Genomic DNA, 23,448 nt, shown 5'->3' with positions numbered 1-23,448 from the left:
TCAGGAAATCTCACGACGAAACGGTGGCAGCGCGTTGAGAATGGCCTTGCCGTAGCGCTGGGTGACGACCCGGCGATCCAGCAGCGTGATGGTGCCGCGGTCTTCTTCGGTGCGCAGCAACCGGCCACAGGCCTGTACCAGACGCAATGAGGCATCCGGCACGGCGATTTCCATGAACGGGTTGCCACCGCGCGCCTCGATCCACTCGGCCAGCGCGGCTTCGACCGGATCGTCCGGCACCGCGAACGGAATCTTGGCAATCACCACATGCTCGCAATACGCGCCGGGCAAATCGACCCCTTCGGCAAAGCTGGCCAGCCCGAACAACACGCTGGACTCGCCGCTGTCGACCCGCGCCTTGTGCTTGTTGAGGGTTTCCTGCTTGGACAGGTTGCCCTGAATGAACACCTGCTTGCGCCAGTCACGGTCCAGGCCGTCGAACACGTCCTGCATCTGTTTGCGCGACGAGTACAGCACCAATGTGCCCCGCGAACCTTCCACCAGACCGGGCAAGTCACGAATGATCGCCGCCGTGTGGGCGACGGAGTCACGCGGATCGGCCTTGAGGTCCGGCACCCGCAGCACACCGGCGTCGGCGTGATGGAACGGGCTGGGCACCACTGCAGTTACAGCACATTTCGGCAAACCGGCACGCATGCGGTAGCGGTCGAACTTGCCCAGCGCGGTCAGCGTGGCCGAGGTCACCAGCGCACCGTAAGCGATGTTCCACAGGTTACGGCGCAACATTTCAGCTGCCAGAATCGGACTGGCGTTGACCTCGATATCGAACAGCGCACCGCTGTCGGCCAGGGTCAGCCAGCGAGCCATCGGCGGGCTGTCTTCCGGGTCTTCGGCGGTAAACGCCGTCCACAATTCCCAGTTACCGTGGGCGCGGGCCAGCAGGCTGCCGAACAGCGGGTACCATTCTTCGGCCTGATGGCTGGCGATACCGATGTTGACCTCGCCGTCCATGCCTTCTTTAAGCAGTTCAGTCAAACGCGTGAACAGATCGTCCAGGCGCGCGAAACCCTTTTTCAGCTCGATGCCCATCTCGCGGATGTGCTCGGGAATCACGCCGCCCACAAACCGGTGACGCGGTCGCTCGCGGCCTTGCATGTCTTCACCGGGGCGGAAATCCGCCAGTTGCTCGCAGGCCCCGAACATGAACTGCTGATGGCCCTTGATTTCACGGGCCAGCTCCGGCACCTGCTCGATCAGCTTGCCCAGATCACCGGGCAACGGGTGCTGAGCCAGCAATTTGGCGAGGTTCTTGGCGGTCTGTTCCAGCCAGTCGGCGGTGGATTTCAATCGGGTGTAATGGGCGAAGTGGCCGATGGCCTTGTCCGGCAGGTGATGGCCTTCGTCGAACACGTACAGCGTGTCACGCGGGTCCGGCAACACCGCACCGCCGCCCAGCGCCAGATCAGCCAGCACCATGTCATGGTTGGTGACGATCACGTCGACCTTGCCCATCCCTTCACGCGCCTTATAGAAGGCGCACTGCTGGAAGTTGGGGCAATGACGATTGGTGCATTGGCTGTGATCGGTGGTCAGCCGCGCCCAGTCCTGATCAGCGAGTTCCTGAGGCCAGCTGTCGCGGTCGCCGTCCCATTTGTTGCCCGCCAGTTTCTGCAACATGCTCGTGAACAGCTTCTGGCTGGCTTCATCCACTTCGATCTTGAAGCCTTCTTCTTCGAACAATTGCGCAGTCGCGTTGGTCGCGTCACTTTCCTGCAGCAGCATGTCGAGCTTGGACAGGCACATGTAACGGCCGCGCCCCTTGGCCAGTGCGAAGGTGAAGTTCAGACCGCTGTTGCGCATCAGGTCCGGCAGGTCCTTGTAGACGATCTGCTCTTGCAGCGCGACGGTTGCCGTGGCGATGACCAGCCGCTTGCCCGCCGCCTTGGCGGTGGGGATCGACGCGATGGCGTAGGCCACGGTCTTGCCGGTGCCGGTGCCCGCTTCGACTGCGACCACCGCAGGGTCGCCCGAACGACGCCCCTCTTCATCGGTATCAATGTCCCCCAGCACTTTGGCGACTTCAGCGATCATCAATCGCTGGCCATAGCGCGGCTTGAGACTCTTGGCTTCGAGGAAACGCGAGTAGGCGCCCTGAATCTGGGTTTTGAGTTCGGTACTGATCATTGGCTTCGGTTCGGGGGCACGGCTAAAAAGGCTGGATAAATTTTCAGTGGTTCTGAGTGGGCGCTATGATAGCGCGCTAAATCCATCCGCGCAGAACGGAGTGTCCGATGACCGCTTTTTCCACTGTTTACACGCTGCATTTGCTGGCTGCTCTGGTCTGGGTGGGCGGGATGTTTTTCGCCTGGATGGTATTGCGTCCAGCCCTCATTGCAGCACTTGAAGGGCCGGCCCGCTTGAAAGTGTGGGTCCAGGTGTTTCCCCGCTTCTTCGTCTGGGTCTGGGCCGCCATCGTGGTACTGCCGATCACCGGCATCGGCATGATCCAGCTGAACTTCACCGGCTTTGAAACCGCGCCGCGCTACGTGCAGATCATGATGGGCCTGTATGTCGTGATGGTTGCGCTGTTTTTGCGTATCCATTCATTGCAGTTGCCGGAACTGCGCCGTGCCGTCGACGCAGAACAATGGGCGCAAGGTGCAGCAGCGCTGGGTCATATCCGCAGGCTGGTTGGCATCAATCTGATCATCGGTGTGGCCGTGATCATGCTCGCAGCCGCCCGTCCCGGCTTTTGAGGCGAAACGGAACATCAAGGGGCACGGCAGGTGACACCGCGCACAGCTTGCGAGCAATTTCCTGGCCGATCGGTCATCTTCTTGAGCTGATATACCGCGCATTCAACATCTTGAAACACTTTGGCATGAGCTGTGCAAACGTTTGCGATCAGCCGTACGCGGCCAGCAGTACGCGATCACGAAAAGGAGCTTCAATGCCCAAGCCGTTTTTCATCCAGCCCGCAGCACCCTGCACTCTTCTGACTCCCCTGTTGTTCGCAGCCGCCGCATTGCTCTGCACAACCGCAGACGCCCAGCCCGCGACACCGGAAGACTCCGCCCAGGGCGAAGCGCTCAGCCCGCCCGCCTCACCCAAGGAAGGCAAAGGCGCGTACTTTTCAGACTGGTTCAATCAGGACCTGACGCTGATCGGCAGCAAGGACATCAGTTTCGGCCCCAAGCCAAACGATGACATCTACCTGGAGTACGAGTACTTCGGCCGCAAGGGGCCGTTTGAACTGTACGGCTATGTGGACGTGCCGAAGATCCTCGGCATCGGTAACGATAATGACAAAGGCGTCTGGGATCATGGCTCGCCGCTGTTCATGGAGCACGAGCCGCGTATCTCCATCGACTACCTGGCCGGCCGCAGCCTGGCCGTCGGGCCGTTCAAGGAATGGTACGTCGCCTTTGACTGGATCTATGACCACGGCAGTAACTCGGCCAACCGCGCCAACACTTTGTACAGCGGTCTCGGGACCGACATCGACACCCACTCGCGGGTCAACCTGTCGGCCAACTTCTATGGCCGTTACCAGTGGGAAAACTATGGCGCCAGCAACGAGTATTCGTGGGACGGCTACCGTGCCCAGCTCAAATACATTGTGCCGATCAACACGTTCGACAACGGCGCTTCACTGACCTACATCGGCTTCACCAACTTCGACTTCGGATCGGACCTCAAGAACGATCCGGCACGCACGGGCAATTCAACCGTCGCCACTAACGTGTTGCTGTACGCCTTCACCCACCTTCGCTTCACGCTGGTGGGCCGTTATTTCCACAACGGCGGCAACTGGGAGGACGGCAGCGAGCTGAACTTCGGCGACGGCAACTTCCGCGCCCGTTCGGACGGCTGGGGTTACTACGCAGGCGTCGGCTATCAATTCTGATCTGACTACAGGAGTTCTCATGAAACACATCACTCGCAACGCACTGTGCGCCACACTGGCCCTGCTCAGCCCCGGCATCTGGGCCGCCGCCGCACCGGTCACGCCCAAGGTCATGCTGGTCGCCATGTTCGCGCCCGAAGCCCAGAACTGGATTGATCGCCTGCACCTGACCAAGGAAATCCAGGTGCCGGGCCTCGCTGCCGATTACCCCGCCATCCGTTGCAACGAGCAGGACGTGTGCCTGCTGGTCACCGGCATGGGCCAGACCAATGCGGCGGCGTCGACCCTCGCACTGGCGCTGTCGCCGCAATTCGACCTGCGCAAGACCTATTTCATCGTCGCCGGTATTGCCGGGATCAACCCGCACCGCGGCACCCTCGGCACCACCGCCTGGGCGCATTATCTGGTGGAATTCGGCACCCAGTGGGAAATCGATTCCCGCGACGTGCCCAAGGAATGGCCGACCGGTTACCTGGGCATCAACACCAAAGGCCCGAACGAGAAGCCGCCGCTGGACTACAAGACCGAAGTCTTCGAGCTGAACCCCACGCTTCAGGCCAAAGCGTTCGCGCTGTCGCAAAAAGTGGTGCTCAGCGAGAGTAAAGAGTCGGCTGCCTGGCGCGTCAAATACCCTTACGCGCCCGCCAATCAGCCACCGCAAGTTACCCGGTGCGACACGCTGGCAGGCAATACGTGGTTTTCCGGAACGCGCCTGAGCGAGCGGGCGGAAGTCTGGACCAAGCTGCTGACCGACGGTAAAGGCGAGTATTGCACCACTCAGCAGGAGGACAACTCGACGTACGAAGCCCTGCTGCGCGCCAGCAAGGCGGGCAAAGTGGACGTGAATCGCCTGGCCGTGGTTCGTGCGGGCTCGGACTTCGACCGCCCGTATCCGGGTTACAGCGAGGTGGACAACCTGCTCAAGTATGCCGATCAGGGCGCTTTCGTGCCGGCACTGGAAAATCTGTACCGCACCGGTAACCCATTGGTGCAAGCGATAGTCGGCGACTGGAAGAACTGGGAGAAAGGCGTGCCGCAATAAGCACGAAGGGATGACAACTGTCTGGATCAGGGCGTTGCGCCTGATCCGGACAGCTCATGAAACGCTTACAACCGCTGCAGAATCAAGGCGCCTGCCGGTCCTGCCACGCCTGGCTGGCCTGGCTCGCCCTCTTTACCCGCCTTGCCGCCGTCTGCGCGGTAAACGAAGCAGCCTTTCGACGCCCCGCCCTTGCCGGCTTTTCCGCCTTCACCGCCCTTGCCCGCCGCGCCACCCGCGACGTTGACCTTGATGCGCTCGGCCGGGAAGCTTTGCGGCAATTCCAGACGAACCTGTGCGCCCGCCGCGCCGTCGCGGCCAGTGCTGCCGTTCTGGCCGTCATGACCACGTCCGGCCTGCCCCCAGGTGCAGCCCGGTGCTTCGCCATTGCCGCCATCCAGGCCGACATAACCAGGGCTGCCAGCGCCACCGCGCGCGTCAATCGACAGTTCTTCCGCAGTGAGGTTTTGCAGGCGCAGCGTGAGGTTGCGTCCGGCCAGCGCCGGCTTCTCGAACGTGCCCGGTGCGCCACGCGCCGTGATCTGGCTGCCCGTGCCGAATTCACCGTGCGCCACCACCAGATTGAAGGCTTGCACGCCAGGAACGATAGCGATGCGCGCTTCATGCCCCAGTACCAGCTCGCCGATTTTCACATCGTCGATATTGGCCGGGATCAGCAAGGTGCCGTAATCGGACACCTCCAGACGATCCAGTTGCAGAACACTGCTGTTGCCGGGCAGGCGCATGAGCGAGTGCGGCGCGACAGTGATGGTCTGGGCCATCGCCAGAGGGCTGAACAGTGCCGCCAGCAGAACGAGATTACGCATGAGAGTGCCCCGAAGCCGAGCGGCTGATGGATTGCAGATGGAAGATGCCGAAGAGGATGATCTTGCCCCGATCACGCCACGGATGCCGACGCCCGCGCAGGCTGCCGTTGAACAGAATCAGCTCGAGCAAGTGGGTCAACAACAGCACGGCACCCGCCATGTCGATCATCACGCCGAACGGGCTGGGCGCTTCAACGACCGCATTGGCCAGCACCACCAGCCAGAAGCCCAGCATCAAGATCTTTCCCAGCCCCCAGAACACCTTCATCGCCTGCCCCTCGTCATGATCCATTACGAAAGCGAAGTCTTCGCGTGCTTTTCGTCGCCGCATAGTAGACGTGCTGTACGCCGAATATGCCAGCGGTGTATTGAAAAAGATCGGGGATGGCGTCACACGTCGCAACTATTTTGTGCGGCAACGGTGCAATCAAGGGAAGAAAGCGCTCAGAAGCCCTGCGACGGATCACGCAGGGCTCCTTCAAACCATCGCGCGGGCTATCAGGCTTCGCTGGTTGCCTTTGCCTGCACGACCGGACGGACCACCGGCACCGGGCGCTTGTACCACCAGACGCCCAGCAAGACAGCAGCAACACCCACCCATTGCACGAACGTGAGCTTCTCATCAAAGAAGAAGAACCCGATCAGTATCGCCACCACCGGGCGGGCCAGTGCCGAGACAGAAGCCAGCACCACATCGACATGCCTGAGCGCATAAGCCATCAGGCCGTGACCCAGAAGCTGACTGATCAACGCCAGCAAGGCGATGACCAGCCAGCCTTGCGCGGTGTCCGGCAGCACTTTCGGACTGGTCAGGAGCGCGATGGGCAACAGCAGCAACGCGCAGGTGAAGCTGTTCCAGATAATAATCTTGCGAGACGTGAAGCAGTCCCGCAGCGACTTGATCATGATCAGGTAGATGGCGTAGAAAAGCGCAGAGTTGAGGGCCAGCAGGTCACCGGTCACGCTCTGGCTGGAAAACGCCACGCTGGCACTGCCGTCAAACACCAGCAGGCAAGCCCCGCCGATACTCAGGGCCAGCGCCAGTACTTGATAGACACCGATCTTTTCTTTCATGAACAGATAAGACAGCAGCGCCACGAAGACCGGCGACAGGTTCATCAGCACCGACGTGTTCGCCATGCTGGTCAGCTTGACCGCCCAGTGATTGGACAGCAGATCCACACAGGACACCACGCCCGACAGCACCAGCAGCCAAAGCATCGCCCGTCGGCTGCGCCCTGTGCCAACGGCCCCGGTCTCATTGTTTTTGCCGGTCGGCAAGGCGGACAGCGCAGAGGCCATGCCACCGGCAATAAACATACGCAGCATCAATGTCGACGTGGCATCGACTTCACTGAGTTTGACGAACGCAATGGCGGACGCCACACCGACGGTGCTAATGATCAGTGCCAGAACAGGCAGAAACGACTTATTACCCACCGTCATGACGGTCCCTCGAAGTTATAGGAGTTGAGTGGCGCAATGAATGCCGCCGAACTGCTTTTGATGCTCTGTGAACGCGATCAGGTGAACCTGACCGTCACGCCCGGCCAACTGATCGAGCAGGCGTGACGGTGCGTGTTGATCGATCCAGACATGATTGCCCCATGAAAATGCATTCGCGCACCATGCAGCCATCATCTCGTCGTCGAGCACTATCGGCTCTACCTCCGCAACCTGCGCTGCCTGGCGCAACGTCAGCCCCTCGTGCGTCAGGTGCCAACCTGCTGGCGTGCGGCGATAGACGCTGACCCGTGACCGGTCGACTGCGTCCGCTCTCTTTGCATCGATCAGCAGCGCATCGCGAAGCAGGCAGGCGTAGTGATCCAGGTGAAACTGTTCCGGGTTGCACCCTACGTCTTGCACGGCCAGCACAACGTCGCCCTTGAGCAAGCTCGAAGCCAGCAAAAACGTCAGCACCGCAGCGTCGGTACGAAAGCCGGTGTTGATCACGGATACGCGTGCATTTTCCTGATAGTCGCCGCCTTCGAGTACCTGATCGAGCTCGACAGGAACGTGCCCGTGTGCAGCAACCACCGCCTTCACCACGTCAACTTCACGCGCCCTGTCCTGACGCTTCAATCGACCGAAAACCGGTTGCCCGCCCACGCTCATGAAATGGTCTCGCGGGAACAGAAGACCGTACAACGGTTGAATCCGGTAGCTCTCGTAGGTAGCGTCCGGACTGACCCGGCCAAGCTCGTCATCGTAATGCAGGCACAGTTCGGGCTGGTTGATGATGATCTCTGCCAGCTCCTGCCGACTGCAACGGGCCAGCTGTTCGTGAGCCAGCTGTTGACGCGTCTGCTCGACATTATCGGCAAAGCGCAAGGCTCGTGCGGCCAGCCGCCGCATGTCTTCGATGGCCACATGCGGCCCTTCTTCGCTGAACAACGCGTCGGACAGGAAAATGGTCGGTATACCCGCCGCATTCAACGAGCCGGCCAGCGCCATGACATCGGCATCAGCCTGGCGAAGCGAGTAAGGCTGCTGCGCCTCCATGAATACCGACATGGAAACGGGCTGCACGACCGAAGGGAGCTGTAGAAGTACGTTCATCGATGGTTTCAGAGATCAGGTGGGCGAATGGAAGTCTGCAAAATATCCATGCACTGCAAAACGGCACGTTCGACCTCAGCCTGGCTGTCTGCGGTGAAGTGCAATCTGGCAGGGATATCTTCGTAGCTGAACCCGTTTGAGCCGCCGTGGGACTGTACGCTGCTGTAACTCAACAGCGGATGCGAGAGTTCCATGGCCGGGTCGAACGTGAACCCGCCCGGGAAAGGATTGGGCATCATCAGGAAACCCGTGATTCTGGTTTCCACGGGCGCGATAGCGATCTCGAGCGCCGCACGGGTCCAGAGCTCGAACAGGTCGATCCCCTCGCTGCGCAAGGCAACGAACGGAATTTCGCCACCGCCGACCCGACCACCGATTTCCAGAAACACCAGTTCGCCTCGGCGCTCGATGATCTCCAGATGGATGGCCTGGTTACGCAGGTTGAGGCGTACACAGACTTCCTCGGTAAACGCCCGTACACGTTCGATGAATGCCGGGTTATCGACAGTGACCGAGCCGAGCGGAAGGCCGTTGCGAAAGTCCAGGCAGGTGTTCAGGTACTTCGACACCTTGAAGTACGGCATGCTGCCGGCCGCCAGTATCGCGTCAACGTGAAAGATGTCGCCTTCTATGTATTCTTCGACTTCGTAGCCATTGAAATCCGGCAGGTCCGGTATGTCTTCCGGACGTTCGATCTTCACGACGCCGTCCGACGCCGCGCCCACCTGCGGTTTCAGGATGACCGGATAGCCATGCTCATGACAGAAGGCTTCGACCCCGCCACGCGACACGACGTTTCGGTACTGCGGGTAGCGAACGCTAGAACCGGTCAACGCCTCTTTCATGCTCGCCTTGTTACGGCACAGCAGGTTATCGGCGACCTTGGCACCCCGGATATTGAACTCGGTACGCACCAATGCAGCCGCGTCCAGGTCGTATTCGGAAAAGGCGATCACAAAATCGATCGGCTGACGACGATGAATGGCGCGCGCCTCCTGAAGTATCAGATCGGCATCCAGTGCGCTGACTTCGACCACCGTGGCGCTGACCTGCGGGTCAATCAGGCGCGATTGCCCGGCCAGTGAGATGTAGGAAACATCGACCTGCGAGTGATCGATGTACTTGCGGTAGTCCGAAAGCTCGTCGTCGTAACGGTTGATGACCAGAACATGTTTCATAGGATTCCAACCTCTGCGTGTACCCGCCCGACCAGGCCTCTCACGACTTCTTCGTCGGTGCCGCCGAACATCACGTACCCGATTCTCGAGGTCCAGTCCTGATCGGAGCCCATTGCATCACCGGATCGGTAGTACACCTGATGCGACACGTAGTACGGGCTGTCGAAAATGTCGGAAAGCCCGCGCAGTTCGGTGAATTCGCTTTTATCGCCTCGGGGAATGAAGGCGATGGCGCTGACTCCGTTCGCACGTGGCACCAAAGGACTGTCGATGTTCAGGTATTCACAGAGCGTCTCTTTGGCAAGGTCGATGCCACTGGCGCGCTTGATCAGCTCGACAATATTGTCGCCAGGCAGGCGTGCCGCCAGCTCAACCGCCACCGGCTGACCTTGCGGTGTCACGCGAAGCTCCAGATGGAACGGCCCGACATTCAGGTTGATGGCGTCAAGCACAGCCAGGGAGTAGTCGGTCAGCGTGGTGCGGAACGCCTCTTCATAGCCTTGCCCCACGATGTGACCGACTTCGACAAAGTAAGGCTCTGAACCAAGCAGTTTTTCAGTGATGGAAGCAACGGTGATGCTGCCGTCGTTGCGCACGATCCCTTCCACGCTGTATTCATTGCCGGGAATGTATTCTTCGACAATAAGGCGCCCGCTGGCAGTAAAGCCAATGTCGTCAGGCAGCGATTGACGGAATGCCTGCACCGCTTCGACCAGCTCTTCATGGCTATAGAGTTTGCGCACACCAATGCTGCCCGCCATGTCGATCGGCTTGACCACGGCCGGAAAGCTGAAGCCTTCAGGCACAGACACCGGCGCTTGGGGATCTAGAAGAAAAAAGCCGATGCTGCTTAGCCCGACATCGGTCAGTCGGCTGCGGAAATTGAATTTGTTGCGCACTTTTTCCACTGCGCTGTCGTTGAGGTGCGTCGTACCTGAGGCAGCCCCCAGGCGCGCAGCCATCGGCACGGCGTATTCGACGCCGGGAAGAACAGCGCGAATATTGCCCAACTCATTGAGTTTCTTTAACTGAACGTCAAAATCGCCGGTGTCGATGCTGATGACCTGACGCACCTTGGCACGCAGCTCGGCGTTGAGCTCCTGCTCTCCGCCGTCGCTGGAAAACACATAAACGTCGACGCCCAACTGCTGCGCCGCATGGATATAGCTAATGCCGGATGAAACAGGATCAATGACAACGATGGACATGGCTCAGTCTCCGACTATCCAAAACTTTCGAGTTCACACAAGGGAAGGTTCTTTAACGTGCCAATCACCACCTCCGATCCGACGCCAAGGGTGAGCGCGTTAGGTAGCAAGTGTTCGCCAATGTCGAAATCGGCGTGGGTCCACTCGGCAAACGGAAAGTTGGTAACCTGCAGGTTGCATTCAACGGTTTGGCGAAACGCCTCGATGCACCCGGCGTGATAGTCGCTGAGGCCTGAACGATTAATTGCGTAAATCGCCACTTCACTAATGTTGTATTTAGACGCCAGTTCCTGCGCACGGCTGAGTGCCGCGCCCATGCCACTGCCACCGCTCACCACGTTCAGACAACTCAGGGAATCGTCATAGACCGGCAATGCAGGACTGGCAATGGAATACTCCAGTGGGTCCCCGACAGACAACTGTTCCAACAACGCGGAAAACACCCCGCCGGCGCGTAACTTGACGTGGCAGGTGAGGCTGTCGTAATCCTTCCCTCCCAGCGTCACCACCGAGTAACTGCGCAACGCTGCCACATCAGGATGTTTCAGCGTGATGACAGACTTGGCATTGTAAAAAACCTTTTTAACCTCAAGCACGACTTCCATGACCTGCCCGGAGAGCATCTTTTTGCTCTTCAGCCTGGCCGCATGAAACGTGCTGATTGCAGCACGGATATCAATATCCGTTTCGGCGTGACTGACACACGGTAAGAACGTGTCTTTCAAGGCGACGGCCTTTCCGTGTTCCAGAACGCGCCCGGAAACAAGTGTGCATTTGCACACTCGGCATACACCTTTGAGACAACCTCTTACCAGCGCTTCGTGAGGAATTGCATCGGTAAGAGGTTGCTGACGTTCAGCGGTGTAAGTCTGGCCTCCAATACGAACATTGTAGATTGCCATTACACCGGCCTTGAGTGAGGTGTATTAAAGCGTTGCCGCACGCAAGGCCTGGAAGTACTCGCCGACCATCGGCACGAATGCCTTGATGTGAACGACTGCTTTCGCCAGGTCTTTCTCATCCTTGATAACCGAAGACAGCATGTTGTTCATCATGCCGCTGTGGTCCTCGGCCTCGTCGAAAGCCACGTGAGAAGCCGCCCCGCTGACCGCTGGCTGGCCCATGCTGGCGCTGGCCTTCTGGGTGATGAACGAGCTGTATTTATCGCCATAGTATTCCAGGAACCAGTCCCAGGTGATCGAGGACAACGGACCGAACTTGCTGACGCAAAAGTTCAGGTAGCCCATGAGTTTCCAGGTTTCAGGAAAGGCGAACTCGGCTTTGATGTCCGACGCGGAGTAACCGTACGTGATGAGGTCCTGGCCAAACATTTCGTCGTGGCCGAACTCATCGTACAAGTAGTAGGACAACTGCTTGGCAGCCGAGATGTTGTCGATCGCGGCCACTTGCACGGCGCGTGCGTCCAGCTCGTTGTTCATGTGAATGCGAATCACACATTCAAGAATATGACGCTTGTAATAGGATTCATTGAACCAGTCACCCTTGTGAAATTCACCCATGACGGTGTCTTTCTTGAATTCTGCTTCCAGGCAGGTATCCACGGTGGTTTCAAGCGTCTTCAGCATCTCAGCAGTGGAAATCATCGGTTGTTTCTCTCCATATTCATCATTAATCAATTAATGATTTTTATTTTTCAGCACGCGGCTGAATCGTGTTATCCGTCTCACAACAAAACAAATGACTCACGGCCTGTGCCGCAAGCAAAGCAATCACCGCGTTTGAAACAGCGGCCTGCATAAAATAAAAAATCCGCCGCCAGCAGGCGGCCTGCCTTATTGAAAGACCTCGCACCAATAGCCAGCAGAGTGCCACTAATCACACCAGCCTTCTGCCTGTTTAAAGGCTAATTAAAAGACCGTCAGTGGCAATGACAGACATCACCGAATGACCTCAACCTGATACGGTCGATTCGCGTTTGACACAACACGTCAAACGCCACTTTTAATAGTAATAACTCATGCGCAAAACGGGTCAGCGAATCAATTGACTGCGCACGGTGCGCCACGCCTTGCAAAGGCGATGCAGAAAAGAAAGTCGGGGTTGTATCGGAAGTGTGTATGTTTCGCGTCCATGCAGTCACTCATTGGATCCCATTTGTGTCGGGCATCCTAATGGGTCTGAAAAAAGCATGCAAGTAACTTTATATTCTAAGTATCAATCAAATGGTTGGGTGGCCAAGTCGATGCGCTCCTGGCCAGTAAGCGGCGCTTTCCAGACCTCTCCGCGCAGGCTAGTCTTGTCAGCCAACCAGAGGACTTTCAATGACCGTCGGTTATTCCACCCGTACGCCTCAGCAAGCACTGGCCGCCCTGCTCGACCACTATGCGCCCAAGCGCCTGTTGCTGATCGGGACGCAGGCGTTTCCCGCACTGCAAGCCTTTCAGGACGCGCACCCGCAAACCGAAGTGGCGCTGGCCGAACCGGGCATTCTGCCCGCGCATCTGGCAGCGCAACGATTCGACCTGGCCCTGGTGGTCGATTGCCTGGAGCACATTCCCAAGCAGACCGGGCTGGAACTGCTGGGCGGCATTCGCAACCTGAACGCCAGCCGCATCGCGGTACTCGCTGACCTCAAGGCCTGTGGCTGGCAGGAGACTGACTTTTTCTCGCTGGCCTTGCAGTCCAGTGAACGCTTCACCCGCGACGATCAGGTGCTGAGCCTGTTCACGTACGACCTGCGCGAGTACAAACAGGTGCCCGACTGGCTGAACGCAAAGTTCTGGGCCAACCCGGAGAATTTTGGAAAGTATTGGTGGTGACCTATGAGTAGTGCTATTTGCCCGTGCGGCAGCGGTGATCTGTTGCTGGCGTGTTGCGGCCACTATCACGCTGGCCAGCCTGCGCCATGCGCGGAAAAACTGATGCGTTCGCGTTACAGCGCTTATGTGCTGGGGCTGACCGATTACCTGGTACACACCACGCTGCCGGTGCAGCAAGCCGCGCTGGACCGGGAAGCCATTGCTCAATGGAGCGCGCAAAGTACCTGGCTGGGGCTGGACGTGGAACGCGCAGAAGTATTCGGTGGCAAACCCGAGCACGCATTCGTGACGTTCACTGCCCGCTGGCACGATGGCAATGGCGAACACAGCCACAAGGAACGCTCATCGTTCGTACAGAATCAGGGGCGCTGGTATTTCATCGACTCGACCGTCCCGCTCAAAGCCAGCCGCAACGACGCCTGCCCGTGCGGCAGTGAGCAGAAATTCAAGAAATGCTGCTCGGCCTATCTGGCGTGAGCTGCGCACAAGGCTGATACCCCGCCACCCGCGAATGCACCCGGTGTTCAGTCCGAAAGGATTCGCAGGTGCGAGGTGTCGGGGGCCGCATCCGGCGCCGGCTTGTCGGCCTGCCCCATGTCGGCGCCCACTGGCGCCAGACTCAGTCGGGAAAGATCCAGCGATGGCGCAACCGGCCGGGGCTTTCCGGGCATCAGGTCGACCCCCGCTTCGGCGACGGAATAGTCCGGCGCATCGACGTCCACAAACGCCGCCATATAAGCATCGCGTGGCTTGATCTGCAGACGCCCCTGGCTGATCGGGGATTTGCGCAGCCAGGTCGGCGCGTCAGGCGGCGGGGCCAGCTCAACCTCTTCCATGGGCGGCGGGGCGTTCATTTCCAGAATATGAACCCGCGCACCGGCACGCTCCAGCGTGGCGCGGTACTTCTCGGCCGTTGCCGCGTCGAGGTTGTTTTTCAGCACCAGTCGACGTCCCGAAAACAGCAATTCCAGACGTTCGGCGTCGGCCTGGAACAGCTTGGCCAGGTTGGCCCTGACCTTCTCGGGCTGGGCTCCAGCGACCAGTTCGGCGCTGAAGACAATTTCGTAGACATTCATGGAAACACCGATTAGCACGTCAATAAAAGTATGGCGTCGCGTCAGAGCGCACAACAAGCGCGTTACCCGTCAGCGCCGAGTTGTTAGACTCGGACTTCAAACGGAGCACATCCATGTCTTTTCAGGCGCACATTATAAGAATCCTGAGCCTCGCGTTGTTCATGTTCGGACTCAGCGGCTGCTCATTACTGAGCTTTGACAGCTTCAAGGACCCGGAAGTGCATCTGGTGAAGGTCGAGGTCATCAAGGCCCGCCTGACGCACCAGGATTTCAGGCTGTCTTTCGAGGTCGACAACCCCAACGACTCACGGCTGCTGGTGCGGGGGCTCACTTACAAGATCATGCTGAACGAGGCATTGCTGGCCGAAGGCAAATCCAGCGACTGGTCCTTTGTGGAGGGCAACGGCCGAAAAACGCTGTTGATCTCGGTGCAGACCAACCTCTGGCAGCACGCCAGGTATATCGCCAAGCTGCTGAAAAAGCCTGACCAACCCATTCATTACCAGCTTGAAGGCAAACTCAAGACAGGGCTGGTGTTCCGGCATACGGTACGGGTCCTGCGTTCAGGCGACGTGATTCCCGGCGATCTGATCAAGGATCGCCGATAACCGGTCCATTATCCGCCCAGCCTGCCTTTGATCAGCTCCATCAGAAACTTCCAGACATCGGCCGCCCCCAACGCCCGATTGACGGCACCGATCAAGGCGCCCCCAAACGAGCCCAGCAGAAACCCCACGCCGGTGACGTTGCGAGGCTCTGCGACACCGAAGTAGTCGCTGGCTATGCCGGTAAGGAATACGGCGCAAGCCACACCGGTCACCAGAAAAACCATCCAGGCACGCCAGTCGAGCAAGCCTGCCCTGTGCCACCAGCCCGAGATAATCGCGCCGACCAGACCGGCAACCAGCCATTCGCCCCGGTCAACCAAACCATTCAAGAGATCCATCAGCCTGCCTCCGCTCAAGAGATAACAGCCGTTCAAGAACACAGAAACTCAGGTACTTGGCCCTGCCGAAGAGCCGGAAGGCACGTTGGGAATGGAGGTCATCCGGTCTGACACGCGGGCTGCCCTCGCCCGGGTCGCTTCCTTGCGAATGGTGTGGATCACTGTCGGGGCAATGTGCGGTGCAGAAGAAGACTGAATTTAAGCATACTTAAAATACAGGTCAACTGCAGTGCGCTGAACGGTCGCTGTGGCGCACACGGGTGTTGGCTGTGCAACGGCTTGCGCTTCAGTTATCGATATAGCGTTGCCAGCCAATCCTGACGGAGCCTTCCTGCTGGCGGTCCACTTGTATACCGGCGGTCTCTTCGATGTCCTGAAGTACGCGTTCCCAGCTGTCCTCTGGCTCGTCATCGCGACGGGTGACGATCACCCACTGGATTTTCTGCACACCCGGTGCCGAGATCAGCCGTTGAATACGCCTGCCGATCAGTTCGTAGGCACGTGACGCACCTGGCGCGGGATTATGGTTGTCGGCCATGACATCTACCTCCCCTTAGACTGTATATAAATACAGTATTCCGACTGCAGAATCTCGGCAAGTGGAAGGTGAGAGGCGCGATCAGGTCCGTTTCCACAGAGCCCCTCTGAGAGCCTTGTGCTGCAAGGCTCAAAGCCTCGCGGTCATCCTGACCGCCACACCGATAATGCGACAGTCGGCACCGCATTCGAGCATTTTGTACGCCGGGTTGAGGGGCTTCAGATAACGTATGCCACCGTCTTCGACCAGCTTCTTGAACGTCGCCTCGTTACTGGCGGGCAGTTTGGCGATGACCAGCTTGCCGGGCTGAACATCCGCCTCGGTGTCCACCAGAATCATCATCCCCTCCGGCACGCTCACACCAGAGGGCGAGGTCATGGAATCGCCCTTCACCTCCAGCCAGAAGGCAGGCCCTTTGGAGTCGTAATCGGAGATTTCATAGCGGTCGGAGAAGCCGTCGGGATATGGCTGAACCGCCTCTTCCCACGAGCCGGCAGACACCCAGCTGATGACCGGGTAGCGAAAAGACATAACGGGCTGATCGATCATCGCGACGTTGGCGTCGAAATCCTCTTTCTCAGGCCCTTCACCAATCGCCAGCCATTCAGCGCGAAAGCCGGTCGCCCTGGCCAGGGCATACAGGTTTTCAGGACGCAGGCTTTTGCTCTCGCCACTGATCCATTGCGTGACGGCAGAATTGGCCACCCCGCACTGCGCAGCAATCTCACCCTTCTTCCTGCCACTGGCGGCGATGGCTTTGGCGATGCGTTCTTGTCTGGTCATGTGATGGCTCGAGCAAGTCAGGAAATACAGGACGCTGAAACTGTCCACCTGAAACTAAGCATACTTAAAAAATCCGTCGTGTGCGAAAAAGAACACCCGGTTACTGCTTCGCGTCGATTTGCGGGATAATGCGCGCCAGACTGATTGCAGATTTAACTGTGGAGTACACCCGATGAACCAGCAAGCCCATGTTCATGGCCCCGATTGCAACCACGATCATGACCATGATCATCACGACCACCAGCACGGCCATGTCCACGGTCCGAACTGCGGTCACGCTCACCAGGAACCGGTGCGCAACACCCTGAAGGATGTCGGTCGCAATGACCCATGCCCTTGCGGCAGCGACAAGAAATTCAAGAAATGCCACGGCGCGTGAAGTGCCTAGCGTTCTTCTGACGGCCTGCATTGCAGGCCGTTTTCATTTGAGCGTGCCGCCTGCTTTCAGATAACAGCCTGAGCCAAGTGGCAGCGGCTGCCATGAGGAGCGCCGACGGGCTTCTGCAAAATCCTGAAATAAACTGCCCCTTGCCGCTTGCGTGCTGCCTGACTGCTCTCTAACGTAGCGACTTTTGTACGTGACCCCTTCAGGAGCTTGCCCATGGCCTCGCCAGCCCTTCTTCATTTTCTACCCCGATTCGGCGCTGCCGCCGCTGCGGCGAGTTTCCTGAGCCTTGCCGGCTGCCAGTTGGGCGGTGGTGATCCTGATACCGTACTGCCTGCTTCCGGGACCTTTCCTGTCAAAGGGCTGGCGCAGAACGTCTCGATACGCCGAAACAATATGGGCATGCCGCTGATTGAAAGCAGCACCTACCATGACGCGCTGTTTACGCTGGGGTACGTACACGCAGGTGATCGCATCAGTCAGATGCTGAGCATGCGCCTGCTCGCGCAGGGCCGTCTGTCGGAAATGGCCGGCCCGGACGCGCTGGAAGTCGACCGTCTGATGCGCTCGGTCAACCTCAAACAGAACGCCAGCGATCTGTACAACGCCTCGTCGCCTCGTCTCAAGCGCTTTTTCGACGTGTACGCGCGCGGCGTCAATGCGTACCTGTTCCGCTACCGCGACAAACTGCCGGCCGATATCGCCAGCTCGGGCTACAAACCCGAGTACTGGAAGCCGGAAGACTCGGCACTGATCTTCAGTTTTCTCAATTTCAGCCTGTCGGTGAATCTGCAGGAAGAGCTGTCGGCGCTGGTGCTGGCGCAGAAGGTCGGCGCCGACAAGCTCGCCTGGCTGCTGCCGACCTACCCAGATGAAGAACTGCCGTTCGCCGAAGCCGACAAGCTAAAGGACCTGAACCTGAACAATCAGGTCACCGGCCTGAACGACCTGAACAAGGTCGCCTTGCAGCTCTCGGACCTGAACATGCTGGGCGTCGCCGCCTCCAGCAACTGGGCCATCGCGCCTCAACGCAGCCGTAACGGCAAGAGCCTGCTGGCCAGCGACATGCAATTGCCTGCCGGCCTCAACTCTGCGTGGAGCTTCGTGCAGATCCGCGCGCCGAAGTATCAGGTGTCCGGGGTCTCCATCGCCGGTCTGCCGCTGGTTCTCAGTGGTTTCAACGGCAAGCTGGCGTGGAGCATGAGCAACGTCAAGGGCGACAATCAGGACCTGTTTCTGGAGAAGATCAAGCGCGAGGGCAACCGCGTCTTTTATATGGTTGATGGCAAATGGGTGCCTGCAACGGCCCATCAGGAGACCTTTCTGGTCAAAGGTGGCAGCCCGCTTCGCGAAACCGTGTATGAAACGCGTCACGGCGCACTGCTCAATGCCAGCGCCACGCCGCCCGGCAACGGGTTGAGCCTGGCGTTGCAGGTCCCGAGCTTCAAGGACGACAAGAGCCTGGATGCCTTCTTTGACCTGTCACGCGCACCGAACGTCGAGAAGGCGTTCGACACCAGCCGCGAGATTCGGGCCATCACCCTGAACATGATCTTCGCCGATGCCTCGAACATTGGCTGGCAAGTGACCGGCCGCTTCCCGAATCGCCGTGAAGGCCAGGGCCTGTTGCCTTCGCCGGGTTGGGACGGCAAGTACGACTGGGACGGGTTCGCCGACTCGATGCTCCATCCTTATGATCAGGACCCGCGTCAGGGCTGGCTTGCGGCCGCCAACCAGCGCACGATTCCAAAAGGCTACGGCATGCAGCTTTCCAACTCGTGGGGCTACCCGGAGCGCGCCGAGCGGATTGCCGAGCTGGCCAATGGCGGTAAGCAGGACCTGCGCAGCACCATCGCCATGCAGTATGACCAGACCACGACATTCGCCGCCAAACTCAAGACCATGTTCCAGGCACCGGGCATGAGCAAGCCGCTAAAGCAGGCCATTGATGCCCTGCCGGAAGCCGATCGCAACAAGGCCCGCGAAGCGTTCACGCGCCTGATGGCGTTCGATGGCAAGCTCAGCGCCACGTCCGCTGACGCAGCACTTTATGAGCTGTTCCTGCAGGAAAGCGCCAAACAGATATTCCTTGATGAACTGGGGCCGGAAACCAGCCTTGCGTGGCAGGCATTGGTGGCCAACGCCAGCTCGTCGTACTCACCGCAGGCCGACCACCTGCTGGGACGCGATGACAGCCCGTATTGGGATGACGTCAAAACCCCGCAGAAAGAAGACAAACCCGCGATCCTGGCACGCAGTCTGGCGGCCGCTGTCACCCTCGGCGACAGCCTGTTGGGCAACAATCACAGCGCCTGGCAGTGGGGCAAGCTGCATCGCGATAACTGGACTTCGACCAACCCGTTGGCGAAGCAACTGGGTGGCGGCGACTTCAACCGCAGCGCCACTCCGGCCGGTGGCGATCACAGCACGCTGAACGTGTCCGGGTTCGAGTGGGGCAAAGGCTTCGACACACGCGTGGCTCCCAGCCTGCGCATGATCGTCGACTTCAGCCTGGTCGAGCCCATGACCGGCATGATCAACACCGGCCAGTCCGGCAACCCGGCCAGCCCGTACTACGCCAACAGCATCGAGCCGTGGCAGAAGGCGCAATACATGTCGATTCCGGTGCAACAGCAGAACTACGAAAAAGGCTACGGCAAACAACGCCTGACGCTGACGCCGGGCAAGTAAGCGCCGAAAGGGAGCATGGGCACGATGGCGTGCTTCAAGACACCTATCGTTCCCACGCCCCAGCGTGGTTCAGGTGGATTTGGGGTCGGCTTGAGTCATCAATGTCCGGGAGAACACCATCGTGCATAAAAGCGCTTTTCTGTCGCGATGGCACTGACGACGCAGAGTGCGACGTCAGTGACGGCTGAGTCCTGGCGCTGATCCGGGGGTAGCCTGGCAGGACGCCAGGCTAGCCGCACCGGGCCATGGATGGCCCGTTGCGGCGACCCCCGGATCAGTGTCAGGACGAAGGAACCCGACGAAGTCGGGCCGGAAACGGAGCTGGGACTTTGCTTACTTTGGTCCCTCAAAGTAAGGCGCCGTAAGGGCGCAAAGGTGACCTGAGCCGAACCCCAATCCACCTGACAAAGAAAACCGCCGTGTGACGCAGAGCGTCACGAACTGCATTCCCACGCGGAGCATGGGAACGATAGTCAGAGGCGAAAGGGTGACCTTGAGTCGAGCCCTAATTCACCTGCTGTCGCGCCTTACGCTCCGCAGCGCTCACGCAAACTCCCCGAACTTCCAGTTCCTTACCGGCTCATAGCTAACAAGCCCCTCCATACGGTTGCCCCATGGACCTTGTCGTTGCTCGCCCCGAAGGTTTGTACTGCCCGCCCGGTGATTTCTATATCGATCCGTGGCGTCCGGTCGAGCGTGCGGTGATCACTCATGCTCACGGCGATCACGCCCGCACCGGTAATCAGCATTACCTGTCGGCCGCCAGCGGCGAGGGTATTTTGCGGTCGCGCCTCGGGCAGGATATCAACCTGCAAACCCTCGAATACGGCGAAACCATCACCCACCACGGCGTAAAACTGAGCCTGCATCCGGCCGGGCATGTGCTGGGCTCTGCGCAGGTGCGGCTGGAGTACGAAGGCGAAGTATGGGTGGCTTCCGGGGATTACAAAGTCGAACCGGACGGCACTTGCGCAGCGTTCGAACCGGTGCGCTGTCACACCTTCATCACCGAATCGACCTTTGGCCTGCCGATCTATCGCTGGGCACCGCAGTCACAGATTTTCGAAGGCATCAACGAGTGGTGGCGCGGCAATGCGGCCCAGGGCAAAGCCAGCGTGTTGTTCGCGTATTCCTTCGGCAAGGCCCAACGTATTCTGCACGGTATCGACTCGCAGATCGGGCCGATTCTGGTGCATGGCGCGGTTGAACCCTTGAACCGCGTCTATCGGGAAGGCGGCATTCGCATCCCGGAAACTCAATACGCCGGCGACTTCAAGAAGACCGATCCGGCCCTGCGTCAGGCATTGATTCTCGCCCCGCCGTCTGCCGGTGGCAGCAGCTGGATGAAGCGTTTTGGCGAGTACAGCGATGCGTTTGCGAGCGGCTGGATGATGTTGCGCGGCACCCGGCGTCGACGCGGCGTGGATCGCGGCTTTGTACTGTCCGATCACGCCGACTGGCCAGGGCTGTTATGGGCCATCGAGCAGACCGGGGCCGAGCGGGTCATGGTCACTCACGGATCGGTGGGGATACTGGTGCGCTATCTGCGTGAACTGGGGCTGGATGCCCAGGGCTTCAGTACCGAATACGGCGATGAAGAAGACAGCAACCCGGCAACGGCCGAGCCTCAAGCAGCAAGCCCGGGCGAGACTCAGCCATGAAAGCCTTTGCCGAACTCTACGCCCAACTGGACGCCACCACGTCCAGCAACGCCAAACTGGCGGCGATGCGCGATTACTTCGAGAAAGCCGACCCTGAGGATGCCGCCTGGGCGGTGTACTTTCTGTCGGGCGGTCGTCCACGGCAACTGGTGCCGACGCGCATATTGCGCGAACAGGCCATGACACTCGCCAGCCTCCCTGAATGGCTGTTCGAAGAAAGCTATCAGGCGGTCGGCGACCTCGCGGAAACCCTCTCGCTGCTATTGCCTCAGGCCGATCACAACAATGACGAAGGCCTGGCCACCTGGATGGAAGACAAGCTGCTGCCGTTGCGCGGCCTGCCCCCCGAAGAACTGGCCGAGCGCCTGCCCATGTTCTGGTCGCAACTGGACCGCAGCAGCCTTATGGTGTGTATCAAGCTGATCACCGGCAGCTTCCGGGTCGGCGTGTCCAAACTACTGGTCACCCGAGCGCTGGCCGCGTTGGCCGACATCGACAGCAAACGCGTCGCACAGCGACTGGTCGGCTATACCGACCTGTCACATCGCCCCAGCGCCGAACGCTATCTGAAGCTGATCGCGCCCGAGTCGGAAGATGAACATGCGCAACGCGGTGGTCAGCCCTACCCGTTCTTTCTCGCGCATTCATTCCAGCAGCCTGCCGATCAGTTCGAAGCGCTGCTCGGCCCTGCCGAAAACTGGCAGGTGGAATGGAAGTGGGACGGCATCCGGGCGCAATTGGTCAAACGCGACGGCAGGCTGTGGATATGGTCGCGAGGCGAAGAACTGGTGACCGACCGTTTTCCCGAGCTGCACAGCCTGGTGCATGGCCTGCCGGACGGCACGGTCATCGATGGCGAAATCGTGGTCTGGAAAGCGCCCGAACCCCATCCCGACAGCGACGCCACCTTTGCCCTGAACGGTGACGTTCCGCAGGCGACACCCTCGGTGCAACCTTTTGCCTTGCTGCAGCAGCGCATCGGCCGCCAGACGCTGGGCAAGAAGATTCTTGCAGATGTGCCGGTGGTTGTTTTGGCCTACGACCTGCTGGAATGGCAAGGCGATGACTGGCGCAGCCGGCCTCAACACGAACGTCGTGCGCAACTGGAAACCTTGATCGAACACTGCCAGAGCGAGGTGCTGATGCCCTCCCCGGTGCTCACTGGCAAGGACTGGCTCGATCTGGCCACCCAACGCGAGGCCTCTCGCAGCCTGGGCGTCGAGGGCATGATGCTCAAGGCCCGCGACGCGTTATACGGTGTCGGTCGCACCAAGGACATGGGCGTCTGGTGGAAATGGAAGATCGACCCGTTCAGTGTCGATGCCGTGCTTATTTATGCGCAACGAGGCCACGGACGTCGTGCCAGTCTGTACAGCGATTACACGTTTGCAGTCTGGGACGGCCCGCCCGACGCCAGCGAACGCACGCTGGTGCCGTTCGCCAAGGCGTACTCGGGGCTGACCGACGAAGAAATGCGCAAAGTGGACGCCATCGTCCGCAAGACCACCGTCGAGAAGTTCGGACCGGTCAGTAGCGTGACGCCCACGCTGGTGTTCGAGCTGGGTTTTGAAGGCATCGCCCTGTCCAAGCGCCACAAGAGCGGCATCGCCGTGCGCTTTCCTCGCATGTTGCGCTGGCGGCAGGACAAACCTGTCGCCGAAGCCGACAGCCTGGCGACGCTTCAGGACCTGCTGAACTGACGCACCGTAAAAGTGCGCGCCGATTCGGGCGCACCTTTTTGACACACCGATCAGCCTGTTCGACTGCTCGCCCGCCAGACACAGCGCCCTTTCGTTACTAATCTGCCGCTCGGCGCTGCGGTGAGCGATGCTCGTCACCCTTCCGGGCGGTCATTACCTGCTCTGCAAACGTGCAGAGGCGGCAGATTGCCAGCCATTCATATGAAATA

23 protein-coding genes are annotated in these 23,448 nt (G+C 59.5%); 10 read left to right on the top strand and 13 right to left on the bottom strand.

Translation table 11 applies throughout. The annotated features are described in order from the left end of the window. Nucleotides 1–2,145 carry an ATP-dependent DNA helicase DinG gene (dinG, locus tag BW686_RS01260; protein ID WP_084913848.1) on the bottom strand — a complete coding sequence of 715 codons (2,145 nt, stop codon included), beginning with the start codon at nucleotides 2,143–2,145 and terminating at the stop codon, nucleotides 1–3. A gap of 107 nt (nucleotides 2,146–2,252) precedes the next feature. Between dinG and BW686_RS01255 the strand changes: the two genes are divergently transcribed. The 3 genes from BW686_RS01255 to BW686_RS01245 all read left to right on the top strand — a co-directional run bounded on the left by BW686_RS01255 (nucleotide 2,253) and on the right by BW686_RS01245 (nucleotide 4,910). Beyond that, entirely contained in the window at nucleotides 2,253–2,717 is a 465-nt protein-coding gene (locus BW686_RS01255) for a CopD family protein (RefSeq protein WP_084913847.1), read from the top strand. Nucleotides 2,718–2,911: 194 nt separating this feature from the next. After that, nucleotides 2,912–3,868 (top strand): nucleoside-specific channel-forming protein Tsx, encoded by a 957-nt coding sequence (locus tag BW686_RS01250; protein ID WP_084913846.1) that lies wholly within the window; start codon nucleotides 2,912–2,914, stop codon nucleotides 3,866–3,868. A gap of 19 nt (nucleotides 3,869–3,887) precedes the next feature. Further along, on the top strand, nucleotides 3,888–4,910 hold the full coding sequence (locus BW686_RS01245) for a purine-nucleoside phosphorylase (RefSeq protein WP_084913845.1): 1,023 nt from the start codon (nucleotides 3,888–3,890) through the stop codon (nucleotides 4,908–4,910). A 65-nt stretch (nucleotides 4,911–4,975) separates the two neighbouring features. Here the strand turns inward: BW686_RS01245 and BW686_RS01240 are convergent, their stop codons facing one another. The 8 genes from BW686_RS01240 to BW686_RS01205 all read right to left on the bottom strand — a co-directional run bounded on the left by BW686_RS01240 (nucleotide 4,976) and on the right by BW686_RS01205 (nucleotide 12,283). Next, nucleotides 4,976–5,734 (bottom strand): collagen pro alpha-chain precursor, encoded by a 759-nt coding sequence (locus BW686_RS01240; RefSeq protein WP_084913844.1) that lies wholly within the window; start codon nucleotides 5,732–5,734, stop codon nucleotides 4,976–4,978. After that, complete coding sequence (locus tag BW686_RS01235) at nucleotides 5,727–6,002, bottom strand: DUF1145 domain-containing protein (protein ID WP_084913968.1); 276 nt, start codon at nucleotides 6,000–6,002, stop codon at nucleotides 5,727–5,729. Before BW686_RS01235 ends, BW686_RS01240 begins: the two co-directional genes overlap by 8 nt. A 230-nt stretch (nucleotides 6,003–6,232) precedes the next feature. Then, the gene (locus BW686_RS01230; protein WP_084913843.1) at nucleotides 6,233–7,180 is read right to left on the bottom strand and encodes a DMT family transporter; all 948 of its coding nucleotides are present in this window, start codon (nucleotides 7,178–7,180) and stop codon (nucleotides 6,233–6,235) included. A 15-nt stretch (nucleotides 7,181–7,195) separates the two neighbouring features. Next, nucleotides 7,196–8,293 carry an arginine deiminase family protein gene (locus tag BW686_RS01225; protein ID WP_084913842.1) on the bottom strand — a complete coding sequence of 366 codons (1,098 nt, stop codon included), beginning with the start codon at nucleotides 8,291–8,293 and terminating at the stop codon, nucleotides 7,196–7,198. Between the two features lie 8 nt (nucleotides 8,294–8,301). Next, nucleotides 8,302–9,471 (bottom strand): ATP-grasp domain-containing protein, encoded by a 1,170-nt coding sequence (locus tag BW686_RS01220; RefSeq protein WP_084913841.1) that lies wholly within the window; start codon nucleotides 9,469–9,471, stop codon nucleotides 8,302–8,304. Beyond that, the gene (locus BW686_RS01215; RefSeq protein WP_084913840.1) at nucleotides 9,468–10,679 is read right to left on the bottom strand and encodes an ATP-grasp domain-containing protein; all 1,212 of its coding nucleotides are present in this window, start codon (nucleotides 10,677–10,679) and stop codon (nucleotides 9,468–9,470) included. Before BW686_RS01215 ends, BW686_RS01220 begins: the two co-directional genes overlap by 4 nt. Before the next feature lie 14 nt (nucleotides 10,680–10,693). Further along, on the bottom strand, nucleotides 10,694–11,581 hold the full coding sequence (locus tag BW686_RS01210) for an oxidoreductase (RefSeq protein WP_143514121.1): 888 nt from the start codon (nucleotides 11,579–11,581) through the stop codon (nucleotides 10,694–10,696). Between the two features lie 24 nt (nucleotides 11,582–11,605). After that, a complete protein-coding gene (locus tag BW686_RS01205) occupies nucleotides 11,606–12,283 on the bottom strand; it encodes a hypothetical protein (protein ID WP_084913838.1) in 678 nt (225 codons plus the stop codon). A gap of 678 nt (nucleotides 12,284–12,961) precedes the next feature. Here BW686_RS01205 and BW686_RS01200 point away from each other — a divergent pair. Further along, nucleotides 12,962–13,459, top strand: coding sequence for a DUF6231 family protein (locus BW686_RS01200; protein ID WP_084913837.1), 498 nt, complete (start codon nucleotides 12,962–12,964; stop codon nucleotides 13,457–13,459). Nucleotides 13,460–13,462: 3 nt separating this feature from the next. Beyond that, complete coding sequence (locus BW686_RS01195; RefSeq protein ID WP_084913836.1) at nucleotides 13,463–13,936, top strand: YchJ family protein; 474 nt, start codon at nucleotides 13,463–13,465, stop codon at nucleotides 13,934–13,936. A 47-nt stretch (nucleotides 13,937–13,983) separates the two neighbouring features. Here BW686_RS01195 and BW686_RS01190 read toward each other — a convergent pair whose 3' ends face one another. Next, nucleotides 13,984–14,535, bottom strand: coding sequence for a hypothetical protein (locus tag BW686_RS01190; RefSeq protein ID WP_084913835.1), 552 nt, complete (start codon nucleotides 14,533–14,535; stop codon nucleotides 13,984–13,986). Nucleotides 14,536–14,648: 113 nt separating this feature from the next. On the opposite strand from BW686_RS01190, the gene BW686_RS01185 reads away from it, so the two are divergent. Then, nucleotides 14,649–15,143, top strand: coding sequence for an LEA type 2 family protein (locus BW686_RS01185; protein WP_084913834.1), 495 nt, complete (start codon nucleotides 14,649–14,651; stop codon nucleotides 15,141–15,143). Between the two features lie 8 nt (nucleotides 15,144–15,151). Here BW686_RS01185 and BW686_RS01180 read toward each other — a convergent pair whose 3' ends face one another. The 3 genes from BW686_RS01180 to BW686_RS01170 all read right to left on the bottom strand — a co-directional run bounded on the left by BW686_RS01180 (nucleotide 15,152) and on the right by BW686_RS01170 (nucleotide 16,802). Continuing rightward, a complete protein-coding gene (locus BW686_RS01180) occupies nucleotides 15,152–15,481 on the bottom strand; it encodes an MFS transporter (protein WP_084913833.1) in 330 nt (109 codons plus the stop codon). 286 nt (nucleotides 15,482–15,767) lie between these two features. Further along, a complete protein-coding gene (locus tag BW686_RS01175; protein ID WP_084913832.1) occupies nucleotides 15,768–16,019 on the bottom strand; it encodes a DUF1654 domain-containing protein in 252 nt (83 codons plus the stop codon). Nucleotides 16,020–16,148: 129 nt separating this feature from the next. Beyond that, entirely contained in the window at nucleotides 16,149–16,802 is a 654-nt protein-coding gene (locus BW686_RS01170; RefSeq protein WP_084913831.1) for a LexA family protein, read from the bottom strand. 172 nt (nucleotides 16,803–16,974) lie between these two features. Here BW686_RS01170 and BW686_RS01165 point away from each other — a divergent pair, with 172 nt between their 5' ends. The 4 genes from BW686_RS01165 to BW686_RS01145 all read left to right on the top strand — a co-directional run bounded on the left by BW686_RS01165 (nucleotide 16,975) and on the right by BW686_RS01145 (nucleotide 23,239). Further along, nucleotides 16,975–17,181 (top strand): SEC-C metal-binding domain-containing protein, encoded by a 207-nt coding sequence (locus tag BW686_RS01165; protein WP_002554826.1) that lies wholly within the window; start codon nucleotides 16,975–16,977, stop codon nucleotides 17,179–17,181. A 222-nt stretch (nucleotides 17,182–17,403) separates the two neighbouring features. Beyond that, nucleotides 17,404–19,878, top strand: a complete 2,475-nt coding sequence (locus BW686_RS01160; protein ID WP_084913830.1) for a penicillin acylase family protein — start codon at nucleotides 17,404–17,406, stop codon at nucleotides 19,876–19,878. Between the two features lie 614 nt (nucleotides 19,879–20,492). Continuing rightward, nucleotides 20,493–21,539, top strand: coding sequence for a ligase-associated DNA damage response exonuclease (locus tag BW686_RS01150; protein WP_084913829.1), 1,047 nt, complete (start codon nucleotides 20,493–20,495; stop codon nucleotides 21,537–21,539). Continuing rightward, on the top strand, nucleotides 21,536–23,239 hold the full coding sequence (locus BW686_RS01145; RefSeq protein WP_084913828.1) for an ATP-dependent DNA ligase: 1,704 nt from the start codon (nucleotides 21,536–21,538) through the stop codon (nucleotides 23,237–23,239). Before BW686_RS01150 ends, BW686_RS01145 begins: the two co-directional genes overlap by 4 nt. Nucleotides 23,240–23,448 lie beyond the last annotated feature (209 nt).

Origin of the sequence: Pseudomonas syringae (assembly GCF_002157375.1) — a bacterium.
In the GTDB taxonomy this organism is placed as follows: domain Bacteria; phylum Pseudomonadota; class Gammaproteobacteria; order Pseudomonadales; family Pseudomonadaceae; genus Aquipseudomonas; species Aquipseudomonas syringae_T.
This window is presented reverse-complemented; position numbering and strand designations above follow the sequence as displayed.

Bases quoted from the DNA above. Each gene is read 5' to 3' on its own strand.
- BW686_RS01205 (WP_084913838.1), bottom strand. From the start codon at position 12,283: ATGATTTCCACTGCTGAGATGCTGAAGACGCTTGAAACCACCGTGGAT.
- BW686_RS01215 (WP_084913840.1), bottom strand. From the start codon at position 10,679: ATGTCCATCGTTGTCATTGATCCTGTTTCATCCGGCATTAGCTATATC.
- BW686_RS01240 (WP_084913844.1), bottom strand. From the start codon at position 5,734: ATGCGTAATCTCGTTCTGCTGGCGGCACTGTTCAGCCCTCTGGCGATG.
- BW686_RS01170 (WP_084913831.1), bottom strand. From the start codon at position 16,802: ATGACCAGACAAGAACGCATCGCCAAAGCCATCGCCGCCAGTGGCAGG.
- BW686_RS01210 (WP_143514121.1), bottom strand. From the start codon at position 11,581: ATGGCAATCTACAATGTTCGTATTGGAGGCCAGACTTACACCGCTGAA.
- BW686_RS01145 (WP_084913828.1), top strand. From the start codon at position 21,536: ATGAAAGCCTTTGCCGAACTCTACGCCCAACTGGACGCCACCACGTCC.
- BW686_RS01250 (WP_084913846.1), top strand. From the start codon at position 2,912: ATGCCCAAGCCGTTTTTCATCCAGCCCGCAGCACCCTGCACTCTTCTG.
- BW686_RS01225 (WP_084913842.1), bottom strand. From the start codon at position 8,293: ATGAACGTACTTCTACAGCTCCCTTCGGTCGTGCAGCCCGTTTCCATG.
- BW686_RS01180 (WP_084913833.1), bottom strand. From the start codon at position 15,481: ATGGATCTCTTGAATGGTTTGGTTGACCGGGGCGAATGGCTGGTTGCC.
- BW686_RS01255 (WP_084913847.1), top strand. From the start codon at position 2,253: ATGACCGCTTTTTCCACTGTTTACACGCTGCATTTGCTGGCTGCTCTG.
- BW686_RS01195 (WP_084913836.1), top strand. From the start codon at position 13,463: ATGAGTAGTGCTATTTGCCCGTGCGGCAGCGGTGATCTGTTGCTGGCG.
- BW686_RS01245 (WP_084913845.1), top strand. From the start codon at position 3,888: ATGAAACACATCACTCGCAACGCACTGTGCGCCACACTGGCCCTGCTC.
- BW686_RS01165 (WP_002554826.1), top strand. From the start codon at position 16,975: ATGAACCAGCAAGCCCATGTTCATGGCCCCGATTGCAACCACGATCAT.
- BW686_RS01160 (WP_084913830.1), top strand. From the start codon at position 17,404: ATGGCCTCGCCAGCCCTTCTTCATTTTCTACCCCGATTCGGCGCTGCC.
- BW686_RS01200 (WP_084913837.1), top strand. From the start codon at position 12,962: ATGACCGTCGGTTATTCCACCCGTACGCCTCAGCAAGCACTGGCCGCC.
- BW686_RS01235 (WP_084913968.1), bottom strand. From the start codon at position 6,002: ATGAAGGTGTTCTGGGGGCTGGGAAAGATCTTGATGCTGGGCTTCTGG.
- BW686_RS01175 (WP_084913832.1), bottom strand. From the start codon at position 16,019: ATGGCCGACAACCATAATCCCGCGCCAGGTGCGTCACGTGCCTACGAA.
- BW686_RS01150 (WP_084913829.1), top strand. From the start codon at position 20,493: ATGGACCTTGTCGTTGCTCGCCCCGAAGGTTTGTACTGCCCGCCCGGT.
- BW686_RS01185 (WP_084913834.1), top strand. From the start codon at position 14,649: ATGTCTTTTCAGGCGCACATTATAAGAATCCTGAGCCTCGCGTTGTTC.
- BW686_RS01190 (WP_084913835.1), bottom strand. From the start codon at position 14,535: ATGAATGTCTACGAAATTGTCTTCAGCGCCGAACTGGTCGCTGGAGCC.
- BW686_RS01220 (WP_084913841.1), bottom strand. From the start codon at position 9,471: ATGAAACATGTTCTGGTCATCAACCGTTACGACGACGAGCTTTCGGAC.
- dinG (WP_084913848.1), bottom strand. From the start codon at position 2,145: ATGATCAGTACCGAACTCAAAACCCAGATTCAGGGCGCCTACTCGCGT.
- BW686_RS01230 (WP_084913843.1), bottom strand. From the start codon at position 7,180: ATGACGGTGGGTAATAAGTCGTTTCTGCCTGTTCTGGCACTGATCATT.